General features: G+C 37.1%; 15 protein-coding genes and 1 pseudogene. 1 reads left to right on the top strand and 15 read right to left on the bottom strand.

From position 1 onward, the window contains the following. Nucleotides 1-8: 8 nt before the first annotated feature. Nucleotides 9-458 carry a hypothetical protein gene (locus KHA98_RS04890; protein ID WP_213255869.1) on the top strand — a complete coding sequence of 150 codons (450 nt, stop codon included), beginning with the start codon at nucleotides 9-11 and terminating at the stop codon, nucleotides 456-458. Between the two features lie 59 nt (nucleotides 459-517). Here KHA98_RS04890 and KHA98_RS04885 read toward each other — a convergent pair whose 3' ends face one another. From KHA98_RS04885 to KHA98_RS04815, 15 genes and pseudogenes are all read right to left on the bottom strand, one after another. Further along, a complete protein-coding gene (locus tag KHA98_RS04885) occupies nucleotides 518-958 on the bottom strand; it encodes a DUF1810 domain-containing protein (RefSeq protein ID WP_213255867.1) in 441 nt (146 codons plus the stop codon). A 236-nt stretch (nucleotides 959-1,194) separates the two neighbouring features. Then, nucleotides 1,195-1,434, bottom strand: coding sequence for a hypothetical protein (locus KHA98_RS04880; protein WP_213255865.1), 240 nt, complete (start codon nucleotides 1,432-1,434; stop codon nucleotides 1,195-1,197). A 68-nt stretch (nucleotides 1,435-1,502) separates the two neighbouring features. Beyond that, nucleotides 1,503-1,967, bottom strand: a complete 465-nt coding sequence (locus KHA98_RS04875; RefSeq protein WP_213255863.1) for a hypothetical protein — start codon at nucleotides 1,965-1,967, stop codon at nucleotides 1,503-1,505. A 107-nt stretch (nucleotides 1,968-2,074) separates the two neighbouring features. Beyond that, nucleotides 2,075-2,404 carry a hypothetical protein gene (locus KHA98_RS04870; protein ID WP_213255861.1) on the bottom strand — a complete coding sequence of 110 codons (330 nt, stop codon included), beginning with the start codon at nucleotides 2,402-2,404 and terminating at the stop codon, nucleotides 2,075-2,077. Between the two features lie 823 nt (nucleotides 2,405-3,227). Further along, nucleotides 3,228-3,561, bottom strand: a pseudogene (locus tag KHA98_RS04865) (aromatic amino acid hydroxylase); the annotation flags it as partial. Nucleotides 3,562-3,663: 102 nt separating this feature from the next. After that, nucleotides 3,664-4,140 carry a hypothetical protein gene (locus KHA98_RS04860; protein WP_213255859.1) on the bottom strand — a complete coding sequence of 159 codons (477 nt, stop codon included), beginning with the start codon at nucleotides 4,138-4,140 and terminating at the stop codon, nucleotides 3,664-3,666. A gap of 206 nt (nucleotides 4,141-4,346) precedes the next feature. Further along, nucleotides 4,347-7,136, bottom strand: a complete 2,790-nt coding sequence (locus KHA98_RS04855) for a M16 family metallopeptidase (RefSeq protein WP_213255857.1) — start codon at nucleotides 7,134-7,136, stop codon at nucleotides 4,347-4,349. Nucleotides 7,137-7,315: 179 nt separating this feature from the next. Next, the gene (locus KHA98_RS04850; protein WP_213255855.1) at nucleotides 7,316-8,833 is read right to left on the bottom strand and encodes an aminotransferase class V-fold PLP-dependent enzyme; all 1,518 of its coding nucleotides are present in this window, start codon (nucleotides 8,831-8,833) and stop codon (nucleotides 7,316-7,318) included. A gap of 97 nt (nucleotides 8,834-8,930) precedes the next feature. Then, nucleotides 8,931-10,973 (bottom strand): protein-disulfide reductase DsbD family protein, encoded by a 2,043-nt coding sequence (locus tag KHA98_RS04845; protein WP_213255854.1) that lies wholly within the window; start codon nucleotides 10,971-10,973, stop codon nucleotides 8,931-8,933. Nucleotides 10,974-11,421: 448 nt separating this feature from the next. After that, nucleotides 11,422-12,795, bottom strand: coding sequence for a TlpA family protein disulfide reductase (locus KHA98_RS04840; protein WP_213255852.1), 1,374 nt, complete (start codon nucleotides 12,793-12,795; stop codon nucleotides 11,422-11,424). Nucleotides 12,796-12,834: 39 nt separating this feature from the next. Next, on the bottom strand, nucleotides 12,835-14,337 hold the full coding sequence (locus tag KHA98_RS04835) for a hypothetical protein (protein ID WP_213255851.1): 1,503 nt from the start codon (nucleotides 14,335-14,337) through the stop codon (nucleotides 12,835-12,837). A 20-nt stretch (nucleotides 14,338-14,357) separates the two neighbouring features. Further along, a complete protein-coding gene (locus KHA98_RS04830) occupies nucleotides 14,358-14,873 on the bottom strand; it encodes a protein-disulfide reductase DsbD domain-containing protein (protein ID WP_213255850.1) in 516 nt (171 codons plus the stop codon). Between the two features lie 28 nt (nucleotides 14,874-14,901). Next, nucleotides 14,902-16,161: a TlpA disulfide reductase family protein gene (locus KHA98_RS04825; protein WP_213255849.1), complete on the bottom strand. Its 1,260-nt coding sequence runs from the start codon at nucleotides 16,159-16,161 to the stop codon at nucleotides 14,902-14,904. Between the two features lie 227 nt (nucleotides 16,162-16,388). Continuing rightward, the gene (locus tag KHA98_RS04820) at nucleotides 16,389-17,888 is read right to left on the bottom strand and encodes a RagB/SusD family nutrient uptake outer membrane protein (protein WP_213255848.1); all 1,500 of its coding nucleotides are present in this window, start codon (nucleotides 17,886-17,888) and stop codon (nucleotides 16,389-16,391) included. A gap of 16 nt (nucleotides 17,889-17,904) precedes the next feature. Beyond that, a complete protein-coding gene (locus KHA98_RS04815) occupies nucleotides 17,905-21,258 on the bottom strand; it encodes a SusC/RagA family TonB-linked outer membrane protein (RefSeq protein WP_213255847.1) in 3,354 nt (1,117 codons plus the stop codon). Nucleotides 21,259-21,437 lie beyond the last annotated feature (179 nt).

Here is a 21,437-nt window from a genome sequence, read left to right as displayed (position 1 = left end):
ATATAGCCATGGAAGAAATTGATTATTTTAAAGGAGTTACCAATCAGGAATTTATTGATTACTATAAATTGGATTTGTATTCGCGTATGGAAATTACACTGTACACTTATCCCAATGAGATGACAGAAGAAGACCCTATTCCATGGGAACACTTCAACAGATGCGAGGGAATCCTTTATGAATACCTGTACAACGCGTATGCTGAAGCGCAATTTCAAAGAGGACAGCAGCAGGAAAAGAATGAAGGAGCAGAAATTTTAAACTCTGATGACCAGCAATCGGATTCTGACCAAATCAAAATTATAGTAACCGCCGAACAGAGGGCAGAAAGCTATAAAATGGAACAGGAAGAGCGCAATACAATTGTAAGGTCAAAGATGCAGGAACTAAGGCCTGAGCTGAGCAAACTGCAAAATGATTACCTAAAGAAAGTAAAACTTACTTTTATTGATTTATAATTTAATAGTTTCCATACCATCCCGCATGATCTTATTGTGATGCTGGTTTGATTAAAATTTCAGTAATTATTATCCTGAGAGATCAGTATTGCTGTAGTTTTATCGTCATGTAGTCCTCCATAATATTTTTCCAATACTTTGTGGAAAACAGGATCAGCATTTGGGACCTGGCCAAACAGGGTCATACAGGATTTAAGTTTTCTATCGTCGGGCCTGCCAAAAATTTCCAAGGCTGTTTTTCCCTGTTGAGAAAGTACCGCCTGTGAAATTTCAATCAGGCGTTTTCCAAGCACTGGATCATTGAGATATTGCCCGGCTTCCTTTAGGTCCCTAATTCCATAATATACGTTATAGTCTGTAAAACCCAGGCCCCTAATTTGGGGAAAAACAAACCACATCCAGTGGCTTTGCTTCCTCCCGTTTTTGATTTCATTCAAAGCCTGGAGGTAAACATTCCGCTGCGCCGCAACAAATCTTTCTATACCGTCTTCTGGATTCATAAGTGTTGATTATAGTTTATAGTTGTAAAATCGTGTCTTGTAGCGCAATTAGAAAAAAAAATTCTGGAACCTGGAACAGCATTTTCAAAACACCTGCTGATACATAAGTTCAATTGTAACCTCTTTTCTGCTCGGTCCCTGCTCGACAAAGATTGTACTCCATCTGGGCTGGAAGTTACTAACCAAGTAATGGAAAGCATGCAAAATCTCTTCAGCGGAACTATCCATATCGATCCCTAAATTCTTCTGGAACCCGATAATGCGGTAAAAACCCCATTTTCCAAAAGTTCATTGTGCCTATCTGCTGTATTGTCGGGGGCCATGCCAAAGTAGAAGATTTCTGTTTTCTGGTCAGATAACAGACCTGTCAAATGAGAACGGACCGTCAAAAACAATGGCTCGTCCATCAAATGATATGGTACCTCCAAATCGGCAGCTTTAATGGTGAGCCCAAAATCTTCAAAATGTAGGTCCATAACACGATCAATTATTAAATTGCAAAACAGCACGATATTTGCCGGAAGAGTTTAAATAATCATTAAAATCAATCCAGAATACCTTTCCCAAATACTTTTTCTACCTGAAATATATAGGTATTTAATATCGGCGTTGCTAAAAAGAAACGGCTTACTGCCGCGCCATTTGAATCTGTTTTCTGATTGTCAAATGACCGCTCCAAAAGCGTCGTGTAATCCTGAAGCTGGCCATCGTCGAAAACCGTTCGTAAATTTCTCTCGGTATTGATAAACGATTTCAACATTGGAAAATCATTATTATTATCCTTTTCGTACTTCTCTATACCAGACTTAACATCAATGAACTCCTTTTTGAACAAACCTAAAACTGCCGGCAGGTTATGTGCGTAAAAAATATTAGGTATCAGCCCGGACTTATAATTTGCATAATGCTCCTCTGATGCCACTGAACTGGCCAGGTACTTTTCAAAGGTCTGAATTCGGAATATATAATCTGTATGAAAAAAATTGGTGTCCTTATAATCAATATTCATGCTGTAAAATATTTTAAGTTAAATCTAAATCCCAACATAAAAGTAGCTAATTTTTCAATTGCAAAAAAGCAACAAAAAGCTCTTCCATCCTGTCGCGCATCCCTTGGCTACAGGTATATCGTAATATCTTTTGAATCCGTCCTGATTTCCGCACGGCATTCCTGCAACAAATCGAGCGCCATGCGCTCCACTTCGGTTTCACTCAGGGAATCATAAGCAATGCCCTGCTCAGAATCAAAGTGAATATCAATATAGCAGATTTCCCTGCTTACCGCCTCCATATCATCGCTGACAATGTCGCAGTGGTTATCAATCTCCACCCCGAAATATTCCACCTGGGTTAATCCGCGGCTAATTAAACCGGCAACAAAATCAACTGTGGCTACTTCCGGCAGGATAAGCTTTGCTGTGGACAAAACAAGAGTATGCGCTTCCATATCATATAATTTACATTAACCCTAAGTTACAAATAATTATAATTATAAACACATAAAAAATTTTTACCAACAGGGCCGCGCAGGAAATGAAAAAAAGGTAAAAATGCTTATAGGCGATACTTATAACCTGAGCCTGTGATTGTACGTGAACATACAGATAAAGGGATAATAAGATTGTAACGTTGTTTTAAACTAAATTCAATAGTGGAATTGCCCGCTAATTTGCCACAAAAAGTTAAGGCGGTTTTAAAGATATTTTCCCAGTCTAAGTTTTGTGCAGAAGCATGCCACAACAGTTTTTGAAAAATAGAAATTCAATGTTGATAAGCACTGCATAGTTTGGGTTCGAATCTGCAGCTCCTTGAAGCAGTTGAAATCGTGTCAGAGCAATGAATACTGAAAGGATGCTGTATTTTTCTTTAGATAACTTATTACTTGTACTAAATCTTTTTTGATAGTGTAATGGAGTGACATAAGTATTCTTGCGAGCTATGTTCTATTTATTTCGATTATGATTATATTTCAAAACTTCTGATTCGATTTCCTGTATTGTTTTCTTTTTCCCTTTAGAAATCCATTCTAAAAGTTCTTCTTCAAAAAAATACAGCTTTTTACCATACTGGTAGCAAGGTATTTTTCTCTGCCTTACAAGAGCTTAAATTATAGGTTTTGCCTTACGTACCAGCCGGCTTGTTTGTTCGATACCTATAGGAATATTTTTTTCTTTAGATTCATATACCTGTACATTCTGAATCATAAGTTTAATCTCGGCAATATCTGGTGCGGGTGTATATTCAATATGTTCTAATAGTCTGATGTCTTAAGTAATAAACAAAACGTTATATGCCTGAAATTCCATATAAGATTTGGTGGAATAAGACCATCAACGACAACCGCAGCCCAGCCAATTTCAGTCAGGATTCGGTTCATTCCATACATACTCGCAATAGAATCAACTTCGATTCCCGTTTTCTTGAATCCATTTAAATAAGAATGATGTGCCATTTTGATAAATAATCTACGTTTTTGCGCATCACATAACGCCAAAACGCCTGATTGATTGGCATTTAATCACTGTAACCCTGAGGTTTGATAAATTGCTTTAAATGCTTGGGCAAGCGTTCTAATAACGGGTTTGATTCAATATTTATGTTCATATTGGAATATTATATTATTATATCAATTAAAGTACACCTCTTTGACAAACTATGGCAGCTTGTGATTTGATTTAAAAAATTACATTAAACACTAATCAATTTTTATTTTACTGGTATGCTTAGTATCCTGGCACCCATAATTAAAACCGCATCAAGTTTTTTCTGTATACTGCCTTTTAAAAAAAAATCAAATAAGAGTTCGTGAAATCTGGTGCTCATTTTAAACTGGTACCGACAGTTCACAATAATCCTGTTGGCTTCTAATTGCGTAAAAGTAAAATGGCAGCGCATTGCATCTAAACCTCTAAAACGTTTAGATCTAAAATCGTCAATATGAACTGAAAATGATACCCTGGGAATCGCACTAAATAACTGATAGAGCGCGGTCGACCCATCGTCAAAATAAATTAGTTCCTCTAATCCCGGTTTCATATCAACCCTGTTTAAAGTATTTTTTTCATTTTTAGGAGTAAACAAAATCCCCCCAAGTACAACTGTAGGATTTTGCGAAAAAAAATAGGAAAACACCTCCTGGAGCGGTGCTGATATGATTACAAACGTATGAAGCTCTTTTGTCATCAAAAAAAATTAAATAATATAGATTATAGCCATGCTTGCAGCTCTTTTGACCATATACAAAAATGGTATCCTGATGTAAAATGTTTAACATACCTCTTAAAAAATAAAGAGCTGTCGGCAAACAGCTCTTTATGAGTCCTTCAAAAAAATAGTTAACAAATTGAATTCTCTAAAAATAAAAATTATGAAAGACCGACTATTAAAACTTATTTCAGAGGATTGCCGTCCTTATCAAGTGAACCTGATTTAATGATGACCATTTTTTCCGGTTGAATGTATTTCCTTATAGCTTCGTTAACTTCTTTTAACGTCACTTTTTCGATATCCTTTGGATATTGATTGATATAATTCGGATCCAGGCCTCTTTCGACAATAGACAAAATTGTTCGGCTCAGGCCAGTAGTTGTTGAAAGTCCTACTTTAAAACTTCCAATCAAGTTTGTTTTTTTATTTTCTAGTTCTGTTGCTGTGATACCTTCCTTTACCCATTTATTAACCTGTACCATTGTGGCATCTAATCCTTTTTGAAATAACGACGGACTAAATGACGCGTTAACATACCAATACCCGCCTGTCATAATATTTCCTCCACTTCCGGACGAAATGCTGTACGTTAATCCGTCAACATCTCTGACAGTCTGCATTAAACGTCCTGCAAATCCACCCCCAAGAGTGTAAGTAGCGATATAAAAAGGCACGTAATCGGCATCCGATCTTTTTAGTCCTGTGTACTGCCCAATGAAGAGCTCGGCACTAGGCTTCTCCGCAATGGTAATTACCTCTGTATTTGACGATTTTACGGCTTCTTCAAATTTTAAGCTTTCCGCTACACCGCCATTCCAGTTCTTAAAAGATTTCTTTATAGAATTATTCAGGTCAGCTCCCTCCGTATCTCCTACAATTACAAGATGCATCGCAGCTGGTCCAAAATATTTTTTATGGAATGCTTTTACTTCGTCCAAAGTGGCCATCTTAATGTTAGCAAGCTCCTCTTCTACACTTAAATTGTAATTTGGATTTCCCTTAGGATAGATCGCCTGGGTCAAGGCTATATTTCCTCTTTGCGCCGGATCATTAAGATTTTGTTGGGTATTTCCTGTAAACTGCTGCTTCACATTTTCAAATTCATTTTTGTCCATTAAAGGTGAACGCAATTCTTCAGCCAAAAGCACAATAACCTGATCTAGATCTTTTTTAAGACATTTAAATCCAATGTTAATTTTAGATGTTGAGCCGGTTACACTTAAATTCACTCCTAGTTTTTGAAGTTTTTCAGAGAATTTGAACTTATCGTTCAATATTGTTCCTTTTGACAACATTGCGGCTGTTATAGAAGGCAACATCGAATTTTTATTTTCATTAGCAAAATTCCCCAATGATATGCTGGCTGCGACCGTAACAAAATCCTTAGCTGAGGTTTTAACAGAAACCACATCGATACCGGCCACTTTCTCTCTTTTAAAGAACGTTGCACTTTGATCTTTTGGAGTTTCTTCTTTTGAAGCACTAATTTTAACTGGGTTATTTTGGTTCACTAAATGTGGCAAAGAAATATCATCTGTATGGCCGTGACTTGGATCTCTATAATAAAAGGGACCGTTTTCTGTCATAAATTGGCTAGCAGCTGGTTGTTGCCCATCATTTGGACCAGACTGTTTCGGAATAAAATATCCTGTAGTGCTTTGATCCTCCACTAAATATTTTTGAGCCACACGCAGAACATCAGCTGGTGTAACTTTTTTAAGCCTGTCAACTCCCGTAACATAATCGGCCCAGTCACCACTCGCAATTGCTTCGGTTAATTCAGATGCAATTATACCAGAACCGTCTCTGCCTAAAATCGTTTGAGCACTTATTTTTGCTACGACGCGGTTTACCTCGTCCTGAGATACACCCTCTTTTTGTATTTTGGCTATAACCTCGCTTATCTTAGCATCAATATCCTCATGTTTCGAAGTAGTCGGAAAGCCAACTGCAATGGTAAAAAGACCTACTTCTTTAAAATTACTTGCGCTGGCATATGTATAGATTCCCAATCTAGTGTCCACAAAAGTTTTGTTTAAAATTGCTGACGGGCCCGATCCGATAATTTCACCTAATATGTTAAGCGCCGGAAGATCGTCATGTAATGCCCCTGGGATTTTGTATGCCTTGTTAATTACGCCAAGTTCGCCAGGTTTCTTCACTATAATTTTACGAGGACCATACTGCTTCGGTTCTTCCGTATAGGGCTGCGGCATAGCCTTTGGGGCCTTTGAGATTTTTCCGAAATACTGCTCAATAAGGTTAAAAACATTTTCTTTTTTAAAGTCACCTATAATTGTTAAGGTCGCATTATCCGGCCAGTAATAAGTATTATAAAAATTACGCAGCACTTCAATTGGTGCTTTTTCAATATCCGATTTCCAACCGATTGTAGAATGATGGTATGGATGTGCAATATAAGCCGCCGCCCAGATTTCTTTATCAAGCAAACTGTTTGGATCATTCTCACCACGCTCAAATTCATTGCGTACTACTGTCATTTCTGCCTCTTTATCTTCTTTTAGAAGAAGAGAATTGCGCATTCTGTCAGCTTCAATCTGAATTGCTAAAGCAATTTTATCACTAGGCAGGGTTTCAAAATAATTGGTACGGTCATACCATGTTGTAGCATTTAACTGGGCTCCGGTATTCTGAAGCACATCAGTAATGGCGTTTCCTTTGCCTTTGTTAAAAGTTGGGGTTCCTTTGAACATTAAATGCTCTAAAAGGTGTGTTGATCCCGTGTTTCCCAAAACTTCGTTTTTGGATCCTACCCTGTATACTATCTGTACAGTGACAACCGGCGATGCATTGTCCTGTAAAAGCAGGACATTCATTCCATTGGGCTGGTACAAATATTCTTCAATTCCGCCTAAAACCTTAATTTTATTAAAATTAGGATTGCTTTTCTGTGCGGACATTACGCCGCAGAAAGCCAATGAGCAGATGCTCAAAATAATGTTCTTTTTCATTTCTATTTAAATTATGAAGTTTATTATAAGCTCATCCACTATTGTTTTTTTTCAAATATATTTATACCCCTAAGGGATGATTCCCTGCGGATCATCACAGTTATTTGGGCCTTCGATAATTGATTGAAGCTTTGATACTGCCAATATTTCTTTAAAAGTTGTAGTGGATTCATAATATGCTATTGCAGGTAAAACCAGCTTTTTATTATTTCTTTTTCTATCGAAGCAGTTCCTATATGCAGAAACTCATTCTTTTGTGCGTCGTACTGGTAATCCCCTTCCCATTCTGTTACGTTTTTTACTGTCTCTTCAATAGCCTCACAGATGAAAACGATCTCTGCATTGGTCATTGTTGGATGAATAGACATTCTTATCCAGCCCGGGCGGGCGATAAGACAGCCTTCGAGTATTTTCTGTTCAATTGATTTTGATAAGGCTACATCCACGTTTAATAAAAAGTGACCATACGTTCCGGCGCATGAACAGCCGCCTCGGGTCTGTATGCCAAACCGGTCATTAAGAAGCTTTACTACCAGATTATAATGGACATTTTCGATATAAAAAGAATATACCCCCAGTCTGTCCTTGTTCTTTGGTGCCAGTATTTTTAAGTTAGGAATCGTTGAGAGTCTTTCCAGAACAATGGCATTTATTTCATGTTCTCTTGCTAGAATATTTTCAATACCCATCTGCTCTTTGAGCTTAATTGCCATTGCAGTTTTTATGGTCTGCAAAAAGCCCGGTGTACCTCCATCTTCGCGCGTTTCAATATCATCGATATAATCCCTGTCACCCCACGGGTTGGTATAAGAAACTGTCCCGCCGCCCGGGTTATCAGGTATAAGATTTTTGTATAATTTTTTATTAAAGACCAGAACCCCTGAAGTCCCGGGTCCCCCCAGAAATTTATGCGGCGAGAAAGTAATGGCATCTAAATACTGCAGTTCATCAGCCGGATGCATATCAATTGTGACGTACGGAGCTGAACAGGCAAAATCAACAAAGCATAAACCATTATGGGAGTGCATTATTTGAGCAATCTGATAATAATTGGTTTTAATTCCCGTCACATTGGAACAGGCTGTAACAGCCGCAATTTTTATCGGAGTATTTTTATACTGCTCTAATAACTTTTCAAGACTCGCCAGACACGGCAGTCCTTCTGCATTCGATGGAATAACTTCCACTCTGGCAATAGTTTCAAGCCACGAGGTCTGATTGGAATGATGCTCCATATGGGTTACAAAAACAATCGGTCTTAAAGCATCAGGGACTATTGTATAATCAGCTATGTTCTCATTTACTTTAAGTCCCAGAATACGCTGGAATTTATTAATGGCTCCAGTCATTCCCGTGCCGACAGTAAGCAGCACATCGTCAGAAGATGCATTGACATGCTCTTTTATAATAGTTCTAGCATCATGATAAGCCAGGGTCATAACAGATCCGGTGACAGCGGTTTCGGTATGTGTGTTAGCTACAAATGGCCCTACTTTATGGAGAAGCATTTCTTCAATAGGTCTGTAAAATCTACCGCTGGCAGTCCAATCTGCATAGATAATTTTTTTCTTTCCGTAAGGTGAATCAAATTCCTGCTCAACCCCGACTACATTAGCTCTGAAAGAAGCAAAATAACGCTCCAGTACAGATTGCTCCTTGGCAGTATCAGGTGATAAAGGCTTAGTATTAACTGTCATTTCTATACGTTTAAATTTAAATAGTTTTGAAAAAGAATCACTTTAAATTATACATCCAAAGCAATTCTTTTCAAAGAATTAACAACCTTCTATATAATTACTTTTTAAAATGGGAAATTCCCGTTTTTAACCAGTTATGAAAATCCTCTACATTGGGTGTATAGGCAATAGGAGCTATCAAATTTTCCTCTTTGTGATCCGTCAGTACATAGAACGGCTGTGAATTGGCCTTGTACTTAATGGTCTGGAGTTCACTCCATTTCTGCCCGATATATTTTAACTTTTTACCGGGATGCAGTTTGGACTCCACAACCTCGCTCTGCGCCAATTCCCTTTTATCATCCACGTAAAGTGAAATTAAAACAACGTCATTTTTTAAAAGTGCTAAAATCGCTGGATCAGGCCATACATTCTGCTCCATTTTTCGGCAGTTCACACAAGCCCAGCCCGTAAAATCCAGCATAACAGGTTTTCCTGTTTTTTTGGCATATGCGAGTCCCTTATCGTAATCATTAAAAGCCATTATATCATGCGGGGCCATCAGGTGCGCTCCATCAGGTACATCTGCATGAGCTGCTTCAGAAGAAGATCCTCCTTTTGAAGACCCTACGCCATATGGAGATTCACTATAATCCTGCGGCGGTGGAAATGCACTGATTAAATTCAGTGGAGCGCCCCATAAACCAGGAATCATATAAATGGTAAAAGATAAAACAACCAGACCAAGGCTCAATCTACCTACCGAGATATGCTGCAGGGGAGAATCATGAGGCAGAGTAATTTTTCCGAAAAGATAAAAAGCTAGAGCTCCAAAAACAGCAATCCAAATTGCTAAAAACACTTCACGTTCCAACAAATGCGTCTGCATAACAAGATCTGCCTGCGAAAGGAATTTGAAAGCCAGTGCCAGTTCTAAAAAGCCTAAAACAACTTTTACAGTATTGAGCCAGCCTCCAGATTTAGGAAGTGAATTCAGCCAGCCTGGAAAAGCAGCAAATAAAGCAAATGGCAGGGCAATGGCCAGAGAGAATCCAAGCATGCCTATAATAGGCGCCAAACCTCCTTTAGAAGCAGCCTGTACCAGTAAAGTACCTACAATAGGTCCTGTACATGAAAAAGAAACTATAGCGAGCGCCAATGCCATAAAAAAAATTCCAACAAGACCTCCTCTGTCGGCTTGTGAGTCTACTTTATTGGACCATGAATTGGGCAGCATAATTTCAAAAGCCCCTAAAAAAGAAACCGCAAAAACTACCAGCAGCAAAAAGAATATAATATTAAACCAGACATTGGTTGCCAGTGCATTTAACGCATCAGCTCCAAAAAGGCCCGTTACGGCAGTTCCTAAAAGCACATAAATCACTATTATACACACCCCGTATATGATGGCATTTTTAATCCCGACCGCCTTATTCTGGCTTTGTTTGGTAAAAAAACTTACTGTCATTGGGATCATAGGGAAAACGCATGGAGTTAAAAGGGCCGCAAAACCCGATAGAAATGCAATAAAGAAAATTCCCCACAGCCCTTTCTCAGGCTCGTCTTGCATCAAATTATCGGTTACCACAACAGTATGCTGCGCACTTTCCTTTTCTAATTTTACCTCTGCAGTATCTTTTTGTGCAACTGTAGAATCAGATACATCACTATTCTGCTCTATTGGTGCTGCTGTCTCTGCAGCTATGATTTTGGACTTGCTTAAATTAAAATTCAATTCAACTTCTGTTGGAGGCATACATCTCGAATCATCGCAGACCATGAATTCCACTATTCCATTTACCGTAGAGACACCAGGCGAAACTGTAATCATTTGCTCGAAAACAGTAGATTTTTCAAAATACTTGATTTTCATCCTGAATATTGGATCGTCAATGGTATGTCCTTCCTTTTCACTTGTACTGCCGATTACTTTGACAGCTCCCTTAGAAGTTTCATATTTAAAAGTGGTTGGTATAGGACCGTTCTCAGGAACACTTTGAGAATATAGATGCCAGCCTTGCTGTATGATCGCTTTTGATATTAATTTGTACTCTGTATCGGAAATTTTTTCAACGGCAGTTGTCCATTTTACAGGGTCTAAAACTTGTGCCTGTCCAACCCAGGTAAACAAGAGGATTATTATTAGAATTGCTTTTTTCATAGATATTTTATATTTATTTGGGACGAATCTTTAAATGCGCTACAACACAATATCTCTTAATTCCTGCTTTTTTTTTGCACTTTTTACAACTTGTTAATATAGAAAGAGGACCGGTTGTATTGAGTCCTCTTTTCTTCCTTCCTTAATTGTTTCCAAATTTGCTTACTAATTCAAAATTTTCTTAATGAAACAAAATATTATAAAGAAGTATTCCAACTTTTAAAAGTACTTTCAAAAATGGCAGACGATGCTTATTGCAATGAGATGCTGTTTTATATATAGAGTCTAAAATGATCTTATACCCTTGCTGAAAACTGTTAAATTTTTTATTTTTTATTTACAAAAAGGCAACAAAATTGCTACCGAATCAAAAAATAAGCTTTTTTATTGCTTAATTCAGGTAAATCAATAATGTTCTGCCTTGCAGATGTACAACAGTTTTTGCTTTTTATATCCCGAGCTCTGTAAACAGTTTAACTATTTTATCCTCTTCGGCAGGTCTTGGCGCATTCGAACTGATAATATTCCCCGCAGGATCAAGCAGGATGAATCTCGGAATAGCCATTATCGAATAATCTTTTAAAAACTGAGAGCCAAAATCTTTATCAGCCATTAATTGGATACCCCCTAATTTTTTATCTATGATCATCTTTTTCCATTTGTCATGGGCACTGGCTTTATCAGCTGATATGCTTACAAAAGTGATATTCTTTCCTTCGTATTTCTCCTCCATTTTTTTTAGGAAAGGAAGTTCAGCCATACAAGGACCGCACCAGGTTGCCCACACGTCGATGTATACATATTTCCCTTTTAGATCCGCCAAAGATGTTTTACCGCCTTCATTATTTTCATAATTTACAAATTTTGGCGAAGGCTGCCCCTTGTCGACAATAAGGAGTTTGTTATAGATTTGGGTAACTGTTTTCTTATTGTCATCATTTGAAGAAGCATCCATAAATTCTTTGTAGTAGTTTTTCAGATCGGATGTTGTTGTAATTCCTACGGCAGCCATGGAAAATAGAAGTTCATTTTTAATTGTCACGTTAGAAATGGTGCCTATTGACTTTATCGCTGCAACATCCTCCGCAATCGAACCTGATTTGCTAAGCTTTTCAGCTTGCTTCATATGGTAGGAAACGATCATTTTTTTGTAATCCTCTGAAAAATTGAAGTCTTCCAGATTCTCAAAAGACAATCCGTCAAGTTCACTCAAAAATCCCTGAGATACTTTAAAACTAGGTTTTGCAGCAAAATATTCATGATACTTTTCATAGTTGTCTAATTTTGCCAGAAAGCTGTAATTTATATTTCTCTTCTCTTTGGTTTTATAGCTTTCTGAAATTCCTTTAATACCATCCAAAAGTGTTTCCAGACCAGCTTTGATTTCCTTTGATTTAGCTTTAAATGCTGCTTCCTCGAGTGAGTAAAATGCTTTTTGGTCTCCCATAATCTTATCTTCGGTCTGCTGTTTTACGGCAAGATAATTTGTAGCTTCACTTCCCTTTCCCGAAAACTTTATCGTTTTATTGAAATCAGCAGCATCAGCATTCACAACAATAACAGCTCCGTTTTCAATATACAGTTTGGCAAAATTCTTTCCGTCATATAGAAAGTAAATACCTTCGCTCACACGAAGAGTATCACTGAATTTTCCTTGGTCATCGATTTTGAGTGTCTGTGAAAAGGACTGGTCTTTACTTACAATTTTCCAGTCCGATGACTTATGGGTAATAACTCCCGAAATTAAGGTATAGTCTACCTCTTTCTTATTCCAAGACACAAATACTAATGCCAAAGTTATTAAACAGATTATTTTTCTCATTTTTTGATATTTTCTTTTTAATAATTTAAGCTGACAATACTATTTTTTCGTAGTGTCAACCATCCATTTGTAGCCGCCTGCTTCTGTAAAGAATAATTTGGATGCATTCTCGTCTAACCATTTTTCCCACTCCTGCGGACTTTTCTGCATACCTGTATAGCGCAAAAGTAATCTGTTTGCTAATTCCGTTTCTTTACCATTTTTCAAAAGACTTACACACTGTTGCAAAAGTTTTATATCTTCATTACCTATGCCTAACTTTTTAGCATCCTCATCAATTTTCAGCCCGTCTGAACTCTCTGGTTCATTGTACATATATTTTTTGTTGCTTTGCAGATAATTTTTTAACTTATCAGTATTTTCAACATATTCAGGTTTGAAATAATTCTCAGAAATCTTCTGAAGATATTCACCCCAGCTAGGAACAGGAATCGGCTGTGATTGCGCTCCCAAAATAGCTTCTTCCATCTCAGAGAGCTTTTCTCCTTTTTCCTTTTTGTTCAAAAACTCTTTTATCATTTTCTCTCTCTCGGCATTCACTTGAGTCATGTACTTCTTAAAATCATTATAAGATTCCTTGTTAAGTCTTCCAAGTATAATGTCAATTGATTCTTTTGTAACAATACTTTGGTTGTATTTCCTCGCAATTGGCTTTTGTCCTTTAAATTGTTTAATGTAAACCACAGCATTGGCAAATACCTGCTTGGCTTCGTCAGTCATATAATCAGGGGAAGCGGAAAAGCCCCATAATAAAAAATTTCCATGGCGTCCTATTGCCACTGCGCCCAAATCCTTAGTATTAACACCGCTTGATATGTATTCTGCATCTGGAGAATCTAAAAAACCGCCACCTCTTGATACCATTCCTAAACGGTATCCCTTTCCTTCCAGATAGCCTTCTTTTTGAACACGCCACATTGGTATTTCTTTTGGCACATTCTTACCAGATGGATAATGGTAAATCCCTTCAGGTGTGGCTTTTGTAACCATTGTCAGTTTAACCGGAAAAGGTCCATGAAAAATAGGATGCTCGCTCTTTAAATGATGTGCATCAGCATCTAAACATAAACACAGCCAATCCAGTTTCAAACCAATACTTTCTCCCATAACGGGTGCGGTATGTCCAATAAAAATAGTTGGAGAATCAAAATCTTCATTTAAATACTTTGCAGGTTTGTATTGCGGGGATCTTTGTTTTTCTTCAAAAGGGGTAACTTCCTGATCAAAAATAGTAACATCATACCCTTTTGACATATCCATCGTATAACTTCGGGCATCTACGGCCTTAACATTTGTAAAATATTCTTTCAAATAGCTTTCAAATGCATTAAATCTGGTTTTCACATCCTCTCTAAAACGTTCTGGTTTCATCCCTCCTGTACCGGATGGTGAATCAATAATTTTTTCACTTACAGCGATTGCAGGATCAAAACCTACATATAATATCGATAGGTTTTCTTTTTTATCCTGCTGGGCACAAACTGAAGCATTTGCACAAAACAGTATCATAACCAATACTGTTAAATTTTGAAATTGTTTCATTGTTTTTTTTATTTATAGAGTTATAATTTTAATTCTTTAACTTTTGTATTGGGCGGTAAACACTGTCTGATATCGCAGGTCTGATAAAAAAGCCCCGCTGTTATTTTCGCACCAGCATCTATTTTTTTTACTGAGAAATATCTCGTGAATATTATTTGTCCTTTATAAACAAAAATATTATCGTCAAACGGATAAGAATTGGGTTTGATCCATTCAGTCAGGGGTGTTACTCCAGCAGGAAGATCCAAGATCATTTTATATTGAACATAAGGCTGGTTTTTAGGCACGTAAGCATATATATGCCATCCTGCCAAAATTTTGGATCTGATCACAACTGCAACCTGACTTTTATTGCTGTTCCATATCAACTGAGCATCGACAGAAACCGGATCTGAAACAAACGGTTCTTTAACTTTCAGTCTTAAAGCTGCTTTTTCTACTTTTTTTGTAAATACCGGATCCACCGGCTTTTGACCATATGATTTTAACGCTAAGGTCAAAAACAGAATAAAGCCGTATTTTTGAAATGTTTTCATGTTGTATGTTTTTTAAAGTTGGTGGGGGCTAAAATTTTTTTCCAAACTGATTTCCGTAAAGATCAATCAATTTCTTATCCATAAAAAAATCTCTCATCTCCCTAGTAACAATTTTTCCTTTAGGGTCCAAAAGGATACAGGTTGGTATCGCGCTAAGCTGGTATTTTTTAGCTAAGTCCCCATTAAATGCCTGCAGATCTGACACCTGCAGCCAAGGCATTTTTTCTTCTTTTACAGCACCAAGCCATGTCTGCTTATCCTGATCCATAGAAACGCTGATGATTTCAAAACCTTGAGGATGATAGAGCTCATAGACTTCTTTTAAATGTGGGATAGAAGCTCTGCATGGATGACACCATGAAGCCCAAAACTCCAATAGCACAAAGTTGCCTTTCCCGACGTGATCAGAAAGTTTTACCGCTTTCCCCTCTGAATCCTCAAAAGGCAGGTCAATGAAAGCAGCCCCAGACGCTACACTCTTGGCATTGGTAATTTGTGCAATTATTTTTTTGCCTGCTGCAGTATTTTTTTGAGCGGCAGGAATATCGAATGATAATTTTTCCAGTTCCTGCAGTGAAAACTTATCCATTTCCTGTTTTGCAAGAGTCAGTCCTACCATATTATCTATATTTTTCTTTATAAATTGAAAAACATAGGCATGTCTTTTTTCTTGATTATCTTCAATTTTAGTTACAATGGCAACACCTTTTGAAACAGATTCTTTTGCCGATCCATTCACCGCATTTAAATATGGAAGGTATTCTGAGTTAAAAAGAGCGCTTGCTTTTTCTTCAAAACGCTGTATCCCTTCCCTATAATTAAAATAGATATCCTGGCTTACAGAACCTGTAACTGTAATGTTTTTATATGAAAATTTACCTCCAGACAGGAATACATCAGCGGATGGAATACTGTCCAGTTTCGCTTCAAGCTCAATATCCGAATTTTCTAAAAACACAGGAACAGACGGCTGATAAACAGGCATTCCAGTCTCTTCTGCATTCGTTTTACTGGCTATTACCAAAAGATACAGTTTTGCCTCAGGTAGTTTTCCTGAAAATTCAAATTTCCCATCTTTTATCTGTGTACTGTCTGCAATATTTCCCGGGCTTAGAACAGCAGTCTGCAGATCCTCATCAACAGCTTTTAACAAAACCTTTGTCCCGTCTGCCGCTCCTTCAATTTCACCTTTGAAAGTATAGTTTTCTTTTTTTTCTTCTTTACACCCTATCAGCAAAACACTCATTAAGGCAATGCAGCAAAAGCTAACTTTTATCTTAAAATTCATTTGATTAGTATTATTTAGAATCTGAGTGCGGTAATCGCATCAGATATATATTATAATTCTGCTTTTACAAAATGGTTAAATGGTTAAATGATTAATTGAACTTAAATCACTCAAATCGATATACAGACAAAACCAGCATACAAATAAACTATTTGCTGTTTCTTATTTTTAATAAAAAAATGGATAATAAGGCCTTCGGCAGAAACCAAAGGCCCTATTCCTTAAGACTAATAACCTGGGTTTTGTTTTATAACATCCTGTGCTACTCTTACAGAAGCATCAGGAATAGGCATGATAAAATAATCTGGATTTACTGCTGTTGCTTTTACATCAGAAACTTTAAATCCTGTTCCAAATCCGTCGATGTAATCATAACGCACTAAATCATACCATTCTTCTCCGGTTTCAGAACCAAGCTCCATTAATTTTTCCATACGGACCGCTTCTAAAAACTGTGTATAAGAAATTGCTGAAGGATAAGTTTCAAATCCATTGGCTCCTGTGGTAATGGCACCCGCCCTTATTCTTACCTTATTTAGGGAGGCGAGCGCCTGAGAAGAAACAGTATTACTGCTTCTTGCTGCTGCCTCCGCATAAATCAAATAAACCTCTGCCATACGTAAATAATAAAGTGTTTCGTATTGTGACTGGGGACCGGAAATCTGGGCAAATTTCAAATTGCCATTAAAGCCAAATCCAGGTATAAAATAAGATCCTGTTTTCATAAAAGCAGTTCTTGTCTGATCGTAGTTAATGACTTGTGATCCAACTGTCATACTTCCATTTGCACCAAGATCATAATACCAGTCTGAAACAGCGCTGTATATTGCCCACGAACTGCCGTTTCCTAAGATTTCATCTGTATCAGCATACACTTCGAAAAGTGCTTCTTTATTATCTAAAGTATTTATCGTCGAATGATCGAATAATTTAGTAAAATCATTTTCCAATGCAAAATCAGCACCTGAGTTTTTAATAACGTCATCAGCTAGAGCAGCAGCTTCATTATATTTTCCCATGTACAATAGAACCTTAGCTTTTAGTCCTTTTGCAAAAGTTTTATTTACAAAATATTTTTTTCTTAGACCCGGAGCCATAGCAATGCCTTCATCGAGATCTTTTAAAATTGCATCATAAGTTGCACCTACTGAAATTCTAGGCTGTGGCTTAGCATCTTTGGCCGGCTCTAAACGAACATTTATTCCATAAGCAGAATTAATATCATAAAATTGCCCAAATACACGAAGTAGATTGAAATGAGCCAATGCTCTCAAAATTTTAGCCTCTCCTATAATTTCCACACGTCTGTTGTCATTAATAAAATCAGTATCCGTTAATTTATCAACACCATTTATGACCCAGTTAGCTCTATTAATCATTACATACTGCCCTGAGTATATTGATGATATTTTTCTGCCTGTCGTTATAGGTGAGTTCTTTAAAATAGACTGATCCTCAGCAGTTAATACCGGCGAAAATCCACCCGTATCAACACCGCTCAAAGAACTACCTAATATTGAGTTATAAGGATTGGCACCATCTTTCTGCTGTAAGATTGCATAAACTCCTGTCAAGGCCAATTCTGCCGAACTCTCATCAGCTATAGCTGTCTCTGCCGGCAGGGAATATAATGGTTCGTATTCATCCAGATCTTGTGTCAAATCACAAGATGTCAGAGAAACTAAAAAAAGACATGCAACGATATATATATTATATTTTGGTTTCATACTATATTTTTTTTTATTAAAAAGTCACATTCAGACCAATGGTAAATGATTTAGCTATAGGATAAGCATAGGATGTATCATAATTGAGATATCTTGTTGTTCCACCCGATACCTGATAAACTGACTCTGGATCAACACCTATATAATCACTGATGGTAAACAAGTTATTACCTAATAAAGATAATCTCATACTGGCAATCTGTGTTTCTTTCAACCACTGTGATGGAAAATTAAATCCTAAAGAAGCAGAACGTAATCTTATATAAGACGCGTCACCAACATGTTTTGAAATAGGAGTTACTTCAGCACTACTTCCAACACGGCTGTAAGTCGCATCAGGATTCTCTGGAGACCAAGTATCATAAATTAAGGTTGTTGGATTAGCTTCAGGGGTACTGATATTATACAAGGTCGCTACATTTACCTCTTTTTTATTTCCTTGCGAATATTGAAAGTTAAAAGATAAATTAAAATTTTTATAGGACATAGTATTATTCCAACCTCCAAAATAATTTGGATTCATATCTCCCAAAGGTTTAATATCACTTGAGTTGACTCTGCCGTCTCCATTTACATCTTTATAAATATAATCACCAGGCTGATTCAGGTTTCCATAATATTTTCCACCTGGTGCAGCATCATCAAGAGCTTTAATTTGCTCTTGATTTTGTGCAATGCCTGAAACTTCATAACCCATGATTACTCCGATAGGCTGCCCTTCAACTATTCCTGAGTTGGAGCCTGAACTAAGGACACTTCCTCCATTTAAAGCATCTACGTTATTTTTTATAAATGATATATTAAATGAGGAATGCCAAATAAATTCTTTCCCTCTGATGATATCACCTCCTAAAGTAATTTCCCATCCATTATTACTAACATCTGCAACATTCGAATTATACGATCCAGTACCTGTTTCTGATGGCACTGGTGTAAATAAAATGATACCATCTGTCTTTTTCTTAAAGTAAGCTACCTCACCTGTTAAACGATTATTAAATAATCCAAACTCAGCTCCAAAGTCAAGCTGTTGTGTTTCCTCCCAGCGGATGTCCGCATTTGGAAGAGCACTTACTACAATTCCATTAACATTAGCATAAATCGAACCGCCATTTGGCAGTGAATTTAGGTAGGTCAGATAAGAGAATGAAGTCAGGTTATCTGAACCTGTTCTTCCTATCGATGTTCTTAGTTTTAATTGATTGATTACGGAACTTTTAAAAAAACTTTCATTGTGAATATTCCATGCTAAAGCTCCTGATGGGAAAAAACCATATTGATTGTTTGGACCGAATTTTGTTGATCCATCTCTTCTGGCAGTAAATGTAGCCAGGTAACGATCTTTATAGATATAATTTACCCTTCCAAATATAGAGTTCAGTCCATTTTCAATTGATTCACTTTGATAAGTAGTCGCTCGGTTCGCAGAGCCAATATTTGTCAATATAAAATCATCTGGAAAACCGGCATAATTCTGCGCCTCTAAATCCATTCTGGAGTGATCCCATGAAATACCAGCAACGGCATCAATACCGTGACCGGATTCAAATTTTCTTAAATAATTCAAAGTGTTACTGAACGAAGTAGTGTAACCATAATTGCGCTGTGTCTTCAAACTCGCATCAGCACCTCCACTCTCAGGGTTTGTTACAGCATAACTTGTAAATGAAGGCATAAAGTTATTTACAACATTGCTGTTAGTAGCTACGCTTAATAAAGATTTGAATTTTAAGCCTTCAACAATTTTAATTTCAGCATAAACAGAACCTAATATATTTTGAGAAGTTATATTATTTCGAACCTGCCCATCTCCACCCACAGGATTTCTAACTGTTGGATTTGGCCCAAAGTATGCAGGAGAACTAGTGTATTCCCCATTTTCTTGATATATCCCCACGTCAGGTCTGAAACTACCCATCAGCAGTCCACTTACATTAGAGGTTTTATTTATAGAGTAATTATAACTAATAGAAGTTCCTACTTTCAAATTTTCTGTTATAGTAGCATCAAGATTACTGGCAAAGTTGTATCTTTTAAATTTGCTCCCTATCATAATCCCTTCCTGATCAGTTATATTAGCAGCAACAAGATAGTTTACGTTCTCGGACCCACCTCCAACATTGAAATTATATTCATTCCAAAGTGCATTTTTGTTAGTGATTTTGTCCTGCCAGTCTGTATTTTCATTACCAAAATAACTACCGTTAACTATCTCATCATCCGTTGCACTACCCGTTCCTGCCGCAATTCTGGCCTGGGCTTGAGCAGTATTGAATTTTTTATATTGATCAGCATTTAAAAAATCAAATCGGCTTGTAGGATTCTGAAAAGTAGAATTTATTCCAAAATTAAATTGAGGCTTTTGATTTCGCTTACCGCGCTTTGTGGTGATAAGAATTACTCCGTTTGCCGCTCTGGAACCATAGATTGCTGCAGAAGATGCATCCTTTAAAATATCAACACGTTCTATATCATTGGGATTAATGGCCATCAGTGGATTTTCGCGCCCTCCAAGAGCTCCTAAACCATCATCCCCAAAGGCAGGATTAACAGTAATAGGCAGACCATCCACCACATAAAGAGGCTGATTATCACCACGCAGAGCACTTAGTCCTCGGATATTCACTGTTGCCCCTGCACCCGGCCTACCGCTTACTGGAGATACATTCACTCCACTTATCCTCCCTCCTAATGACTGCTCAATGGTCTGTGCTTTAATCTGAGTGATTTCTTCCGCTTTCACAGATCCTACTGCTCCTGTCAAATCTTTCTTTTTAGTGGTTCCATAACCAACAACGATGACTTGATCTAATTGATTGACTTCTTCTTTAAGCACTATATTATAGTTTTTTACACCAGCAATAATGGGTTCAGAATAAAGGCTGTAACCTGTACCTGCTGCAAAAATATAATAGCCCCACTGCGCCTTGATAGAAAAGCTACCATCAAAATCTGTTACAGTTCCTCTGATAATAAAATTTTTGTCTGGCCCTTGACCATTTGTTTTACTGCTACTTGATGCAAAAACAGAAATCCCTGGAATTGAAAGACCGTTCTTGTCGGTAACTTTACCAGAAATAGTAATTTCACTATTATCCTTTAATTTTGGAACTTCACTAATTACAATGGTATTGTTGTTGAAATTATAGTTAAACCTTCCTGGGGAAAGTGCCTTATTTAGTAATTGGTCTGCCTGGATAGTCCCTTTGTCCAATTTTACTTTTGGATAGTTTTTAAACTGCTGGACTTGATATATGAAAGTATAGTTTGTCTGGCTCATGATAAGATTAAACACCTCATCCACACTCGCAGTTTTATCTTGGTCTATTTTAATATTAGCAGTTTGTGATAAAACGGTAGATGGCAGCAAACCAAACACAATTGTACAAAATAAAAAAAGAAGCTTTCGTGTCTTTTCTATTTTAAAATTTCCTTTTCTGTGGGGAAAAGAAACATTGGTTAATTTATTTTCCATAAATTTGGTCGATTTTTAATTGGTTTTAGCATTAAATTGATTAGTCATCATTAAGGGGATAAAGTATTTATACT

It is taken from the genome of Flavobacterium branchiicola, from assembly GCF_018383905.1.
GTDB lineage: Bacteria > Bacteroidota > Bacteroidia > Flavobacteriales > Flavobacteriaceae > Flavobacterium > Flavobacterium branchiicola.
Note: the sequence above shows the minus strand (reverse complement) of the source record. Positions and strands in the feature narration are given on the sequence as shown.

Coding starts and splice junctions, on each gene's coding strand:
- KHA98_RS04820 (WP_213255848.1), bottom strand. CDS start 17,888: ATGAAACCAAAATATAATATATATATCGTTGCATGTCTTTTTTTAGTT.
- KHA98_RS04850 (WP_213255855.1), bottom strand. CDS start 8,833: ATGACAGTTAATACTAAGCCTTTATCACCTGATACTGCCAAGGAGCAA.
- KHA98_RS04845 (WP_213255854.1), bottom strand. CDS start 10,973: ATGAAAAAAGCAATTCTAATAATAATCCTCTTGTTTACCTGGGTTGGA.
- KHA98_RS04875 (WP_213255863.1), bottom strand. CDS start 1,967: ATGAATATTGATTATAAGGACACCAATTTTTTTCATACAGATTATATA.
- KHA98_RS04830 (WP_213255850.1), bottom strand. CDS start 14,873: ATGAAAACATTTCAAAAATACGGCTTTATTCTGTTTTTGACCTTAGCG.
- KHA98_RS04885 (WP_213255867.1), bottom strand. CDS start 958: ATGAATCCAGAAGACGGTATAGAAAGATTTGTTGCGGCGCAGCGGAAT.
- KHA98_RS04855 (WP_213255857.1), bottom strand. CDS start 7,136: ATGAAAAAGAACATTATTTTGAGCATCTGCTCATTGGCTTTCTGCGGC.
- KHA98_RS04860 (WP_213255859.1), bottom strand. CDS start 4,140: ATGACAAAAGAGCTTCATACGTTTGTAATCATATCAGCACCGCTCCAG.
- KHA98_RS04890 (WP_213255869.1), top strand. CDS start 9: ATGGAAGAAATTGATTATTTTAAAGGAGTTACCAATCAGGAATTTATT.
- KHA98_RS04880 (WP_213255865.1), bottom strand. CDS start 1,434: ATGGACCTACATTTTGAAGATTTTGGGCTCACCATTAAAGCTGCCGAT.
- KHA98_RS04870 (WP_213255861.1), bottom strand. CDS start 2,404: ATGGAAGCGCATACTCTTGTTTTGTCCACAGCAAAGCTTATCCTGCCG.
- KHA98_RS04835 (WP_213255851.1), bottom strand. CDS start 14,337: ATGAAACAATTTCAAAATTTAACAGTATTGGTTATGATACTGTTTTGT.
- KHA98_RS04825 (WP_213255849.1), bottom strand. CDS start 16,161: ATGAATTTTAAGATAAAAGTTAGCTTTTGCTGCATTGCCTTAATGAGT.
- KHA98_RS04840 (WP_213255852.1), bottom strand. CDS start 12,795: ATGAGAAAAATAATCTGTTTAATAACTTTGGCATTAGTATTTGTGTCT.